At 70.5% G+C, this 12198-nt stretch carries 13 protein-coding genes and 1 rRNA gene; 8 read left to right on the top strand and 6 right to left on the bottom strand.

Features of this window, described 5'->3' with window-relative positions:
- Positions 1–85: 85 nt before the first annotated feature.
- Both D7X32_RS08350 and glpD read right to left on the bottom strand, forming a co-directional pair.
- The gene (locus D7X32_RS08350; RefSeq protein WP_120601978.1) at positions 86–1900 is read right to left on the bottom strand and encodes a S8 family serine peptidase; all 1815 of its coding nucleotides are present in this window, start codon (positions 1898–1900) and stop codon (positions 86–88) included.
- 265 nt (positions 1901–2165) lie between these two features.
- Positions 2166–3863 carry a glycerol-3-phosphate dehydrogenase gene (gene glpD, locus D7X32_RS08345; protein WP_120601977.1) on the bottom strand — a complete coding sequence of 566 codons (1698 nt, stop codon included), beginning with the start codon at positions 3861–3863 and terminating at the stop codon, positions 2166–2168.
- Positions 3864–4071: 208 nt separating this feature from the next.
- Between glpD and D7X32_RS08340 the strand changes: the two genes are divergently transcribed.
- The 4 genes from D7X32_RS08340 to D7X32_RS08325 all read left to right on the top strand — a co-directional run bounded on the left by D7X32_RS08340 (position 4072) and on the right by D7X32_RS08325 (position 8562).
- On the top strand, positions 4072–4479 hold the full coding sequence (locus tag D7X32_RS08340) for a hypothetical protein (protein WP_244238907.1): 408 nt from the start codon (positions 4072–4074) through the stop codon (positions 4477–4479).
- Positions 4480–4670: 191 nt separating this feature from the next.
- Positions 4671–6965, top strand: coding sequence for a TonB-dependent receptor (locus D7X32_RS08335; protein ID WP_120601976.1), 2295 nt, complete (start codon positions 4671–4673; stop codon positions 6963–6965).
- Complete coding sequence (locus D7X32_RS08330) at positions 6965–7735, top strand: hypothetical protein (RefSeq protein WP_120601975.1); 771 nt, start codon at positions 6965–6967, stop codon at positions 7733–7735. Before D7X32_RS08335 ends, D7X32_RS08330 begins: the two co-directional genes overlap by 1 nt.
- Positions 7732–8562: a hypothetical protein gene (locus D7X32_RS08325; protein WP_120601974.1), complete on the top strand. Its 831-nt coding sequence runs from the start codon at positions 7732–7734 to the stop codon at positions 8560–8562. Before D7X32_RS08330 ends, D7X32_RS08325 begins: the two co-directional genes overlap by 4 nt.
- Before the next feature lie 56 nt (positions 8563–8618).
- On the opposite strand, the gene D7X32_RS08320 is transcribed toward D7X32_RS08325, so the two are convergent.
- Positions 8619–8810 carry a hypothetical protein gene (locus D7X32_RS08320; RefSeq protein ID WP_120601973.1) on the bottom strand — a complete coding sequence of 64 codons (192 nt, stop codon included), beginning with the start codon at positions 8808–8810 and terminating at the stop codon, positions 8619–8621.
- Between the two features lie 217 nt (positions 8811–9027).
- On the opposite strand from D7X32_RS08320, the gene D7X32_RS08315 reads away from it, so the two are divergent.
- From D7X32_RS08315 to D7X32_RS08305, 3 genes are all read left to right on the top strand, one after another.
- Positions 9028–9450, top strand: a complete 423-nt coding sequence (locus tag D7X32_RS08315) for a hypothetical protein (RefSeq protein ID WP_120601972.1) — start codon at positions 9028–9030, stop codon at positions 9448–9450.
- A gap of 99 nt (positions 9451–9549) precedes the next feature.
- A complete protein-coding gene (locus D7X32_RS08310; RefSeq protein ID WP_120601971.1) occupies positions 9550–9894 on the top strand; it encodes a DUF7577 domain-containing protein in 345 nt (114 codons plus the stop codon).
- 10 nt (positions 9895–9904) lie between these two features.
- Complete coding sequence (locus tag D7X32_RS08305; RefSeq protein ID WP_120601970.1) at positions 9905–10873, top strand: tetratricopeptide repeat protein; 969 nt, start codon at positions 9905–9907, stop codon at positions 10871–10873.
- A 14-nt stretch (positions 10874–10887) separates the two neighbouring features.
- Here the strand turns inward: D7X32_RS08305 and D7X32_RS08300 are convergent, their stop codons facing one another.
- Entirely contained in the window at positions 10888–11187 is a 300-nt protein-coding gene (locus tag D7X32_RS08300; protein WP_120601969.1) for a tetratricopeptide repeat protein, read from the bottom strand.
- 31 nt (positions 11188–11218) lie between these two features.
- Between D7X32_RS08300 and D7X32_RS08295 the strand changes: the two genes are divergently transcribed.
- Positions 11219–11419, top strand: coding sequence for a SlyX family protein (locus D7X32_RS08295; RefSeq protein ID WP_120553911.1), 201 nt, complete (start codon positions 11219–11221; stop codon positions 11417–11419).
- A 9-nt stretch (positions 11420–11428) separates the two neighbouring features.
- Here D7X32_RS08295 and D7X32_RS08290 read toward each other — a convergent pair whose 3' ends face one another.
- Positions 11429–11875 carry a hypothetical protein gene (locus D7X32_RS08290; RefSeq protein WP_120601968.1) on the bottom strand — a complete coding sequence of 149 codons (447 nt, stop codon included), beginning with the start codon at positions 11873–11875 and terminating at the stop codon, positions 11429–11431.
- A gap of 203 nt (positions 11876–12078) precedes the next feature.
- Positions 12079–12195 (bottom strand): 5S ribosomal RNA (gene rrf / locus D7X32_RS08285).
- Between the last annotated feature and the right edge of the window lie 3 nt (positions 12196–12198).

Genomic DNA, 12198 nt, shown 5'->3' with positions numbered 1-12198 from the left:
CGTCGCTTGCCCGGAAACTGAAGCGCCCCCGGTCCCACTGAAGGGACGCGGGGGCGTCAGGCGCTACGGGAGCACGGGCATGCCGCTACGGCAGCGGGAGCGGACCGCCGCCCTGGGGCAGCGTGCGCGCCAGGGCCACGGCCTTGGCCGCCTGCACCAGGCCATGGCCGTACTTCTCATCCACGCCCGGCGTCGTCTTGTCGTCCAGCGCCGTCTTCTCCAGCACGGCGCGCACGTGCGCGGCGCTCAGGTCCGGCCGGGCGCTGAACACCAGCGCCGCGACGCCCGACACGTGCGGGGTGGCCATGGAGGTGCCCGACTCGCGCTGGTAGTCCAGGCCGGTGGTGGTCACCGTCACGTCCTTCCCCACGAGCTGCTTGAGGGCCGAACCCGACGCCATCGACACCGACACCGTGGGCACCCAGTGCGAGTTCGCGGAGCCCAGCGTGAAGGTGCCGTCCCCGTCATCCGCCACGTTGTTGCCGATGATGACCGCGCGCGCGCCGGCCTGGATGACGTTGCGCGCCTTCTCCTCGAAGAACAGGTCGCCGCGGTCCACGTACGCGACGAAGCCGTCGCAGGTGGCCGCCTCACCGCACGACGCGCGGTCCGCGCCCAGGCCGCAGTTGACCAGCCGGCCCGTGTACGTGCCCTGCGCGGTGTACGTGAGCGGCGACGAGGTGACGGGCGCCGCCCCCACGTTCACCGAGGACAGCGACGCCGCCCCCAGCACCGTGGCGCTCAGCACGCCCACGCCCGGGCCCACCACGGACAGCTCCTGGCCGTACTGCGAGAAGACCGCGTACTCGCCCTGCAGGTCCACCGCGCCCACCGCCATCACCGACGGCAGGTACGCGGCCGGATAGGAGATGCCGCGCTTGCCGTCGTTGCCGCTGGCCGCGACGGACAGCATGCCGTTGCCGTTCTCCCAGACCTTCTCGAACATGAGCTGCTCGGCCTCGGACGGATCCGGAGCGCCCAGCGACAGCGAGGCGATCCGCGCCCCCTCCGCATGGCACCAGTCCACCGCCGCGATGACGTCATCCGTGCTGCCGCCGCCATCCGTGTCCAGCACGCGCGCGACGAGCAGCGACGCGCCCGGCGCCACGCCCACCACGCCGTTGGGGTCCTGCCCGGGGCCCACGCGGCCGCCGGAGCCCGCGCCGAACTGCGCCAGGATGGTCGCGGACACGTGCGTGCCGTGGCCGCCGCCCACCGTCACCACGCCCTGGGCCTCGCTCTGGTCGGACGGGTCCTCGTCGTTGTCGACGAAGTCCTTGCCCTTGAGGAACGCATTCTTCAGCTCCGGGTGCTTGCTGTCCCAGCCGCTGTCGATGACGCACACCTTCACGCCCTCGCCCGTGGGCGCGCCGGTGTCGATGACGCCGTCGTTGTTCGCGTCCCACACCTGCGGGGCCTGGACCAGCTTCAGCCCCTCGGTGTACTCGCCCACCGACCCCTGCGTGTTGAGCGCGCCCTGCCACGACACCAGCGGCGGCGGCGTGGGCAGGCCCATCGCGAACACGCGGCGGTTCGGCGTCACGGACAGCACGTCCGGGTGGAGCTTCAGCGCCGTGACGGCCTCCGGCGACAGCCGGGCGGACACCACGTTCATGTTCGGGATGCGGCGCTTCACCGTGCCGCCCTCGCGCTCCACGGCCGCCGCGATGTCCGCCGAGGCGGCCAGCGCGCTGGCGCTCACCTTCGGCTTGTAGGTGATGATCACCCCGTCCGCCGCCGGGGTCGAGCTCAGCGCGGAGACCGCCGGAGCCGGCAGCGCCGCCTCCGCGGTGCCAGGGCATGCCTGGGGCAGGATGTCGCCGCCAGGGTCGGGGTCACTGCCGCAGCCGCTCGCCACCAGTCCGGACAGCCCGAGCCCAAGCCAAAGCCAACGCTTCATGGGATGCATCTCCTTCGTGCCCGGCCAACGTGGAACACCGCGCCGTGACCCGCTGCCCCCGAAAAGGGGGCCGGGAAGAACGGGCCAATCCTGCTTCCCGTTCCCACGGCGATTTAAGCATGGACGCAGGACGACTGCTCGGGCGGCTGTCGTGCGCCCGACGGCCATCCGGTGCCGGGCCAACGTGAGGCGCTCAACGCTCGCAGGGGGAGCGCCCCGTTCGAGCCCCAGCATGACGCACCGGGTCCGCCCTCACGGCGAGGGGTCAGGCGTCGGAAGGATCCACGCCGAAGATGCGCTGGGCATCCGTGTCATAGGCCGCCAGCTGCCGCTCCGTCTCCGCCGCGTCCCACCCCAGGCGAGGCGCCATCACCTCCGCGGCGCGGACAGCGGCGGCGCGGCCCTGATCGCGCGTCTCGAACGCGACCTTGAGGCGGCGGATGAGCAGGTCGGCCAGCGTCTGGACCATCTCGTGGGACACGCCCCACGCGGCCTCGGCGCGGCGGTACGGCAGGCCGTCCACCAGCGGCCCGGCCAGCTCCGGCGTCTCGCGAGTCAGCGCCCACACCGCGCGCCAGCGGCTGCCGTACGCGCGCACCAGGTGCTCGCCCGTGGCCGAGTCCCCCACGTCCTGCCGCGCCGCCGCCAGCTCCGCGTCCAGCTTCAGGATGTCGCCGCCCGGCAGGGGCTGCTCGTGGGTGACGGGCTTGCGGTGCTGGACGGCCAGGTGACGCTCCACGGCGTTGACCACGTCGCGGGCCATGACCCGGAAGGTGGTGAGCTTGCCGCCGCTGATGGCCAGCACGCCGGACGGGCTCACGTCGATGGAGTGCTCGCGGCTGGCGCTGCCCGCGTCGCTGTTGCCGTGGTAGCCGCTCGCGGCCAGCGGGCGGATGCCGGCCCAGGCGCTGACCATGTCCTCGCGGGTGAGCTGCGCTTCAGGGAAGAAGGCATTGGCGGAAGCGAGCAGGTAGGCCACGTCCGCTTCGCTCGCGCGCACCTCGGCCGGGTGGGCGCGGGTGGCCGTCTCCGTCGTGCCGATGAGGGTGAACGCATCCGCGGGCAGGATGAACATCACGCGGCCGTCCACGGGGGACAGCAGCGTGAGCGCGTCGCCAATGTTCAGCCGCGAGCGGGGCACGGCGATGTGCACGCCCTTGCTGCCGCGCACCGCGGGACCCGTGCGGGCCTGCCCTGAATCCAGCTGGCGGATCTCATCGCTCCAGGGACCGGTCGCGTTGACGACGGCGCGCGCGCGCACGGTGTGCTCCAGGCCGGTGAGGTGATCCACCACCACCGCGCCCTGGGTCTTGCCGTCCTCCAGCACCAGCCGCTTCACGGAGGCGTGGTTGAGCACCACCGCGCCGGCCTCGCTCGCGCCCAGCGCGTTGGCCAGCGTGAGGCGCGCATCGTCGGTGGCCGCGTCGTAGTAGCGGGCGCCGCCCTTGAGCCCCTCGGAGCGGATGCCGGGCTCGGCCTCCACCACCTGCTTGAGCGACAGGCGCTGATAGGCCTTCACGTTCCGGAACAGGGACAGGGCGTCGTACAGCATGAGGCCCGCGTTGAGCTTCCAGCGCGGCACGCGAGCACCGGCATAGACGGGCCAGATGAAGGCCAGTGGCCGCACCAGATGGGGCGCCAGGTTGAGCAGGCGGCGCCGCTCGATGCTCGACTCGAAGACGAGCCCCAGGTGGCCATGCTCCAGGTAGCGCAGCCCCCCGTGGATGAGGCGCGACGAGCGGCTGGACGTCCCACTGGCGAAGTCCTCGCGCTCCACCAGGGCCACCTTCAAGCCCCGCAGCGCCGCGTCCCGGGCCGCGCCCGCCCCCGTCACCCCACCGCCAATGACGAGCAGGTCGAAGGACTCGCTCCCCAGCGAACGCAGACGGTCAGCACGCGAGGGCGGGGCGGGAACCTCCGTGGAGGCAGGCAGGGAACGGAGCGCAGCGGATTCAGAAAGCACGCACGGAGTCTATGACGGGAAGTCTTCGGCCGCAGCGGATTCCAATGCGATGCGTCAAGCGGTCCACGGGGTCATGGGACTGGATGACAGGACACTGTCTGGCAGCGGGCGTCAGGGGCGGTCTTGCGTGTCCGGGGCAGGACGGATAGGCAGCCAGTCGCCTCACCTCCCCCGTCCTGGACGCGCTGCCGCCTCACTCCGAACCGCCGTGTGGGACTCCCGAGACCGACGTGACCTGGCGTTCCTGGGACTGTGGGTCCTGGTGTACGGGCTCGCGGTGGCGCCGGTGCTGCACGCGGTGGTGGGACACGGCGGAGGCCTGGGGCGTCATGCCCACGAGCACGGCGCGGCCAGCCACGTCCACCGCACCCCCGGTACGTGCGACGCGGCGAAGGCCCCCTGTAAGGCCGAGCCCGAGGCGGACGGGGCGAAGCAGGGCCATGGCCACCAGCACCTGACGGGCTCGGTGGAGCACCTGCTGGCGGTGGCGGCGAGCTGGACGGTGTTCGTGCCGCCGAAGCTGCGCGGGGTGTCGTGGCGGGTGGAAGCCGCGCGAGGCCCGGAGTGGTCACCGGGTCAGCGATTGCGGTCCGCGGCGATGCCGCAGGGCCCCTAGCGACATCCGCGCACTTCGGACTTCCGTAAGGATGACTTGCGAGCATGCGGACCGTCTGGCCTGGGCCAGACACGGGCCTGCGTGGGCGTGTGTCCTGAAGCCGTCTGTCTTTCAACCCGCACGCCCTGGAACGCGTCCCGACGCGAGCCGGGGACGTGTCGCCGTGTCCTCGTGTCTTCCCATCCGTGACCATGTTGCTCATCGCGTTCGCCACGCTCTCGACGTGTCTTCACGCAGTCCCGGCCTCCGCGCAGGAAGGACCGGGCCTGGAAGCCACCGGCCATGTGGTGACAGAAGCCACGCCACAACAACAGCAACCTGGAACACAGCAGCCGGCCGCGTCCTCCAGTGAGCCGGGCACGCCTCCCGCCGAACAGCAGCGCCTGGAATCGCCCAGCGCCAGTGACTCGGTCGCATCCCCCGCCGGGCAGCAACCTCCGGAAGCCCCCAGCACCAGCGAGGCAGTCGCATCCCCCGCGGAGCAGCCGTCTCCGGATGCCCCTCCCCCCACGCCGCCGCCGGAGGCGTCCGGCAAGCAGCGCTCCACGGTGGTGCGAGGCACGCGACCGGCGCAGAGCGCCTCCGAGGTCACGCTGGGCCGGGACATCCTCGACACGGCACCACGCACGAACGCGACGGACGTGCTGCGGGTCGTCCCGGGCCTCGTGGCCTCGCAGCACAGTGGAGAGGGCAAGGCGCAGCAGCTCTTCCTCCGCGGCTTCGACGCGCTCCACGGCCAGGACGTGGAGCTGAACGTCGGAGGCCTGCCAGTGAACGAGGTGAGCCACATCCACGCGCTCGGCTACGCGGACACCAACTTCATCATCCCGGAGCTCGTCCAATCGCTGGAGGTGACGGAGGGCTCCTACCGAGCGTTCCAGGGGGACTTCGCGGTCGCGGGAACCGTGCGCATGGACCTGGGCGCCCGGGAGAAGGGCGTGGAGTTCGCCGGCACGCTGGGCCAGTTCAACCAGCGCCGGCTCGTCGTGACGGTGCGTCCCGGCGAGGACCCCGGCACCTTCGCGGCGGCGGAGATTGGAGAGAGTGACGGCTTCGGCCCACAGCGAGGCTACGGCCGGGCCGCCCTGCTCGCCCAGGCGAACATGGACCTGGGCCACGGCCTGAGCGCCCGCATCCTGGGAGGCAGCTACGTCACGCGCTTCGACTCACCGGGCGTGGTGCGCGAGGACGACCTCGAAGCCGGGCGCAGCACCTTCTACTCCGGCTCCTTCCCCCGTCAGGGCGGCACGGTCTCCCGGCATCAGCTCCTCATCGGGGTGGACCTGCCACGCGAAGGCACCGCGCGCACGAGAGTGGAGGCCTTCGGAATCCTCTCGGACCTGCGCCTGCGCAACAACTTCACGGGCTACCGCGTGGACGACCGCGGCGACGGCCTGGAGCAGACGAACGGCGGATCCATCCTGGGCCTGCGCGCGGAACACCGCCGGCAGGTCACCCTCTTCGACCGCCCGGTCGCGCTGGAACTGGGCCTCGGAGGAAGGCGCGACGGCATCCACCAGACGCAACGCCGTTACCGCGAGACGGACGGCACCTTCTTCGCGGACGAAGTGGACGCGGACATCACGCAGACGGACGTCTGGGGTTACGCCGAAGCCAGGCTCCCCCTGGGCCGCTGGGCCTTCCGGCTCGGAGGCCGAGCCGACGCGTTGGGCGTGGAGGTCTTCGACGCGCTCGCCTTCCGCGACTCGCGCTACTACGACGGACAGGGCTACTCCCGCAGCGCCTTCGGGGTGCACTGGGGAGCCAAGGCCGGCATCGAATACGCGCTCACGGACACCTGGGCCCTCTTCGCCAGCTACGGTGACGGCTTCCGTTCCCCGCAGGCGCGAAGCCTCTCGGAGGGAGAACAAGCCCCCTTCGTCGACGTGCACGGCGCGGAGCTGGGCACCCGGAAGGACGGAGAACGCCTCTCCTTCCAGGCGAGCGTCTTCGGTTCGCAGGTGACGGACGACTTCTTCTTCGACCACACGGTGGGCACCACCGTCTTCACGGGAGAGACGCTGCGCACGGGCATCTCCGCGGCGCTGCAGGCGCGTCCCATCGAAGGGGTCACGGCCGCGCTGAGCGCCACGGTGGCGAACGCGACGGTGACGAAGACGGACGCGAAGCTCCCCTACTTCGCGCCACTGGTCGCCCGAGCGGACATCGGCTGGGAGAAGCCGCTGCCCGGCATCGGCTCCGTCCTGTCCGTGGGCACGGGCCTCACGCTCATCGGGCCGCGGCCCCTGCCCTACGACGAGTTCAGCCACACGGTGTTCCTCGCGGACGCGCAGGCCGCGTTGCGCAGGGGAGCGCTCGCGTTGCGGCTCGACGTGAAGAACCTGCTCAACACGCGCTGGCGCGACGGCGAGTTCGTCTACAGCTCGCGCTTCGACCCCACCACCCAGCCGAGCCTCGTTCCAGCCCGGCATTTCACCGCGGGGTCGCCACGCGTGGCCTCGCTCACCCTGGAGGTCCACCTGTGATGAACCCACTCCCCGCCCCGCTCCGAGCGCTGGCGCTGACCGCCACCCTGCTGAGCCTGGGCTGCGGCGGCAAGACGGAAGCAGAGCGCCGGACCTTCGCGGTGACGATGACTGCGACGGCCCCCGCGGCCCCCAACGAGTACGGCTGGACGGTGACGCCCGAAGCCGCACAGGTTTCCGTGGGCTCGGTGCGTTTCTTCGAGGGCCGAGTGCTGCTGTCCCGCCGCGCGCCGCGCTTCGACTGGTACTCGCTCATCGGAGGCACCGCGAACGCGCACCCCGGCCACTACGTCCCCGGCGACGCGCTGGGAGAGGTGTTGAACGTCCGGACGGTGGACCTGCTCGCGGGCGGAACCCTGGGCGACGCCAACGCCGTCACGGGCTCGTACGGTTCGCTGGAGCTGACGCTCGTGACGCCCACCGCGGCCACGGACGCACAGAACCTCCTCGGAGGCCACCAGGCACACGTGCGTGGCACGGCGACGCACACGTCCGGAGCCACGGTGCGCTTCGACGCGACGGTGGACCTGACCAAGGCCATCGAAGGCGTGCGCTTCGAGCGAGACCTCCAGAAGGAGTCCGGCTCCGTGCGCATCGCGGTGAACCTGGGGAAATGGATGGACCGCATCGACTTCGCCACCGCGTCTCTTCCGGACGCGTCTGGCGTTTCCACCTTCCCCGCCGAAAGCCAGGCCCAGAACGGGTGGGTGCGCGGCGTGGAAGACACCAGCGCCTACGTCGTGACGTGGGTGGAAGGAGCAGCGGAATGAAGAAGCATTGGCTGATGGGAGTGTCGTGCCTGGCCCTGGTCGCCTGCTCGTCGGGTGAGGGCAACGTGACGTTCACCACGTACGGGGAGGACTTCATCGAGAAGCAGATCCCCGCGAGCGCCTTCGAGGACGGCTGGAGCGTGAAGTACGACAAGTTCCTCGTGAAGCTGGGCGAGGTGAAGGTCGCCAACCACGAGGGAGAGACCGCCGCCGAGCAGTCGCCCGCGAAGGTGTACGACGTGCACCGTCCGGGACCGGTGGACGTCGCGACGTTCAACGACCTGGCCTCCGCGGAATGGGACGAGGTGAGCTACGCCATCGCCCCCGTCACGGACGCCACCGCCGGCAACGCGGACGCGGAGGACGTGACGCGGATGAACACCGAAGGCTGGTCCGTCTACGTCGAAGGCACGGCCACCAAGGGCACCGTGACGAAGCGCTTCCGCTGGGGCTTCCCCACCAACACCGTCTACGAGCACTGCGAGAACGAGGACATCGGCAACGGCGTGACGGTGCCCAAGGGCGGCACGGAGACGGTTCAGCTCACCATCCACGGCGACCACCTCTTCTTCGACGACCTCCAGTCGGCCGACGCGAAGATGCGCTTCGACGCCATCGCCGCCGCGGACAGCACGGGCATCGTCGGCCCGGACGGCGACATCACCCTGGATGAACTGGGCCTGGTGGACCTCACGTCGCTGCCGTCGAACCAGTACGGCACGGGAGGCGCGGGCAGCGTGCGGACGCTGCGCGACTTCGTGACGGCGCTCGTGCGCACCGTGGGCCACTACCGCGGCGAAGGCGAGTGCTCGCCGCGCGTTCGTTAGGACAACGTCCCAAGGAGGGGCCGGCCCGAACGCGCGGCCGGCCTCTCCTGTTTCGTTCAGCGCTTCGAGGAGTCGTCCCCGCCCGTCATGCCGCCACCATGGGAGGGCATGTTCGACGGCGGGTTCGGAGGACGGTTCGGGTTCATCTGGTTGGCGCGGTTGTCCTGCGGGGTCTTGTGCTCCGGGCGCTCGGGGTTCTTCGTGTTGGAGCGCTGATCATTCGGGCTCGGGTTCTTGTGCTTGCTCATCGTTCGGCGGCCTCCCTGTGTCCGGACATGGGCGCCCGGATGGAAGGCACGGTAGGGAGGCGCTCCCAGGAAGAGCAGGGGCCCAGGGGACGCTGCACAGTGTCCGGCACCGGGCGCTCGGGCTGTCGTTCCGGGACCCGGAGCACCCGTCGCGGCCTCCTTGGGATGCCGAGGAGGAGGCGAATGCCTACTCCTTGACCCCAGGGAGGTACGGCGCGTGAAGACGGTGACCTACGAGCGCAGTGGCCGGACGAACACTGGAGCGCAGGCGCTGCGAGTGGAGGGACTGAAGCACCTCCGCGTCCTGGAACAGGGCGAACCGGTGGTGGAGCGGGACCTGACCCAGGAGGAGATCCGCCGGCTGGCCCCCTTGCTGGAAACCCTCCAGCGGGAGCCCGAGCCCGCCACCCTCGCGCCGCAAGCGGGAGGCCCGGACGGCCTGGCGGTGACCCTGGCCTTCGAGGACGAGGAGACACCCCGCCTCAGGCTCGCCACGGAGCGGCTGCCCGCGAAGGGGGCCGGTGGCGGGTATGATCGGCTGCTCGCGGAGCTGGACGCCCTGCTGACGGCGGAGCTCCACGCACGAGCTCCCCGCCACGCGCACGCCGTCCTGCCGCACCAACTCCGCCACGACGAATGACGGGGCCACACGGCCCGTGAGGGCCACGTCGGCCAGGGCACAGCAGGGGAGCAACCGGGGCAGGTTGCCCTGGCGGCCCGGTTCTGACAGACAAGAAGCATGAAGCGCGTGCAGTTCTCCGTGCACCGCACGGTCGGAGAGGCGCGGATGCTGGCGGGGGCCCTGGAATCAGCCGGGCTCTCGGTCGACATCCGAGGCGAGTCCCTGGTCCCGCTGAGCGGAGAGATCCCCAGCACCGAAGCCTGGGTGGAGCTGTGGCTGTGGCCCCAGGAACTGGAAGCCGGGCGCCAGGTCCTCGCGGAGCTCCAGGCCAACCAGGAAGCCGCCAGCCGTTCGGTGACATGCCCGCGATGCGGCGAGGAGAATCCCGCCAACTTCGAGCTCTGCTGGAGCTGCGAGATGGAGCTACCCTCGGGGCTGCGCCCCCACCTCCGCGCCGTCTAGAAACGCGTTCATGAGCGACCCATCGAACGAACCAGCGCAGGGAACCGGCCGGCGCTGGGACCAGGGGCTCCGGAGCGTTCTCTGGGTCTGTGGGGCAGCGCTCGTTGTCCACGTCATCCCACTGTTCCTGCCCCGCGACATGCCCGAGCAGGAGCTGGCCATCGCCCGGGCCACGGACAACGTGGAAGGCCGCCTGCGGTTCCTGGTGCCCCTGAAGCACAACGACAAGGCCACGGCGGCGGACCTGCGCACGGCGGCGGAACTCCTGCGCGAAGGAGCCCCGGCGGAAGCGCACGACCTGGCCCTGGAAGCCGAGCGACGGGACCCCAACGCGCTGGAAACCCAGCTCCTGCTCGCGCGCATCTGCGACCGGGAGCGGATGTCCCGCTGCGTGGAGCAGTCGCTCGGCAAGGCACAGAAGCTCGCGCCGGCGGACCCGCGGGCGGAGCTGCTCCGGGCGGACCTGAGCGAGGAGAAGGGCGACATCGAGGGTGCCACGGAGGCCCTCTCCCGGGCCTACGGCCGGGCTCCAGGAGACCCTCTCGTCGGCGTGCGCTACGGCCGGCTGCTCAGCCGGATGGGAAGGCCCGAGGACGCCTTGAAGGTCTTCACCTCCCTGGAGGGAAAGGTCCCCGCGGCCAGGCTCCTGGTGGAACAGGGGCTGGTGCTCACCAAGGAGGGCCGGAACCGCGAAGCCGTGGGGCTGTTGCAGCAGGCGGTGCAGAAGGACCCGAAGCTCGCGGAAGGTCACTTCCAGTTGGGCATCGCCTGGTTCCAATTGGGAAATCAGGACGCCGCCGAGGAGGCCCTGCGCCAGGCGGACCGTCTGGACGTCTCCGACACCCGAGCGCTGGGCACCCTCTGCACCCTCCAGGTGAAGGCAGGAAAGCTCGAGGGAGCTCGCCAGACACGCACGGATCTGGAGCGCCGCTTCCCGCAGCGGATGGACACCATCCGGGAGCAGTGCCGGCTGCCCTGAAGCGCAGGGGAGGCTCAGCGCGGTTCCTGCCCCCGGATTTGCCGGAGCATCCGCGCGGAGGCGATGACCGGCGCGTCCACGGACCCGTCGGCCCGTTCGGTGCGCACCACGGCCTGGAGGAAGGGGATTGCCTCTTCATCGCGGCCCTGCTGGAAGAGCAGCTCCCCCAGGGCGAACCGGGCCTGGGTAAGCAGGACCAGGTCCTCCGCGGCCACGGCCGCATCGATGGCGTCACTCAGCGCGGACTCCGCCAGCTCGGGCTGTCCGCGCCCCAGCAGCTCGCGGGCGCGCTGCAGGTATTCGAAGGTATTCATGGGGCACGGTCCCCGAGCGGAGAAGACAGCAATGGAAGACAAGCGCCTGGTCGAGCTGGAAATCCGCTACACGCAGCAGCAGGAGCTGCTGCAGGAGTTGAGCGACGTGCTCTACCAGCAGGGACGCGTCATCGACGCGCTCCGAGCGGAGCTGGACCGGCTCAAGCGCAAGCTGGACGCCGAGCCGGGCCTGGTGGACGCCCGCCAGCAGGAGCGCCCCCCGCACTACTGAGGCACGGCTTCAGAACTTGTAGCCCAGCCGCAGTCCGATGATCGGGTTCGGGTCGAGGTAACCCACCTCGACGCCGATGCTCGCGGCCTTGCCCTGGAGGCCAAAGCCAAACGCCGCGTGGGCCTTGAAGGTGTCACCCTTGAAGAAGATCCACGGCCCCGCGAGCCCTTCGATGTAGACGGTGCGGCCCACCGTCGCGCGAAGCGAGATGTCCAGCGGCACGCCAATGATGTTGCCGTCGGTGACGAGCACCGCGCCGAACCGGGCCCCCACGAAGACCGGGCCCGCGACATGCCCCTCAACGCCGAGCGTGAAGTTGAAGGCGGCGCTGGTGTCCACCCAGTAGTCCGCGCCCACGCCCAGGCGAACCCCGGGCTGCTGCGCCTTGGATTCAGAGGGTGCCAGCAGGAGCCCCAGCGCGAACAGCCCAGCGGCGTAGATTCGAAGCAGATGCATGCGAGAGGCTCCTGTCCAGAGAGGGGGAAGGAGCGCCACTCAAGCAAAAGCAGGCAGGGTCAGGCCAGCCTCAAAGCCAGTACGCCGTACGTTCGCACGCCGTCGGATCAATCCACGAAGAAGCATGCGGCCGCGCCAGGCAGCACCAGCCCGCAAAGACAAAGCCCCTGGCGCCTTGCGGCACCAGGGGCTTTCAAAAAAGAATCCGGCAGCGACCTACTCTCCCACGCGGTTTCCCGCGGAGTACCATCGGCTCTGGAGGGCTTAACTTCCGTGTTCGGGATGGGAACGGGTGTGACCCCTCCGACATTGCCACCGGAAAA

This window comes from Corallococcus carmarthensis (assembly GCF_003611695.1).
In the GTDB taxonomy this organism is placed as follows: domain Bacteria; phylum Myxococcota; class Myxococcia; order Myxococcales; family Myxococcaceae; genus Corallococcus; species Corallococcus carmarthensis.
Note: the sequence above shows the minus strand (reverse complement) of the source record. Positions and strands in the feature narration are given on the sequence as shown.

Coding starts and splice junctions, on each gene's coding strand:
- D7X32_RS08335 (WP_120601976.1), top strand. CDS start 4,671: ATGTTGCTCATCGCGTTCGCCACGCTCTCGACGTGTCTTCACGCAGTC.
- D7X32_RS08310 (WP_120601971.1), top strand. CDS start 9,550: ATGAAGCGCGTGCAGTTCTCCGTGCACCGCACGGTCGGAGAGGCGCGG.
- D7X32_RS08290 (WP_120601968.1), bottom strand. CDS start 11,875: ATGCATCTGCTTCGAATCTACGCCGCTGGGCTGTTCGCGCTGGGGCTC.
- D7X32_RS08320 (WP_120601973.1), bottom strand. CDS start 8,810: ATGAGCAAGCACAAGAACCCGAGCCCGAATGATCAGCGCTCCAACACG.
- D7X32_RS08330 (WP_120601975.1), top strand. CDS start 6,965: ATGAACCCACTCCCCGCCCCGCTCCGAGCGCTGGCGCTGACCGCCACC.
- D7X32_RS08305 (WP_120601970.1), top strand. CDS start 9,905: ATGAGCGACCCATCGAACGAACCAGCGCAGGGAACCGGCCGGCGCTGG.
- D7X32_RS08350 (WP_120601978.1), bottom strand. CDS start 1,900: ATGAAGCGTTGGCTTTGGCTTGGGCTCGGGCTGTCCGGACTGGTGGCG.
- D7X32_RS08325 (WP_120601974.1), top strand. CDS start 7,732: ATGAAGAAGCATTGGCTGATGGGAGTGTCGTGCCTGGCCCTGGTCGCC.
- D7X32_RS08300 (WP_120601969.1), bottom strand. CDS start 11,187: ATGAATACCTTCGAATACCTGCAGCGCGCCCGCGAGCTGCTGGGGCGC.
- D7X32_RS08295 (WP_120553911.1), top strand. CDS start 11,219: ATGGAAGACAAGCGCCTGGTCGAGCTGGAAATCCGCTACACGCAGCAG.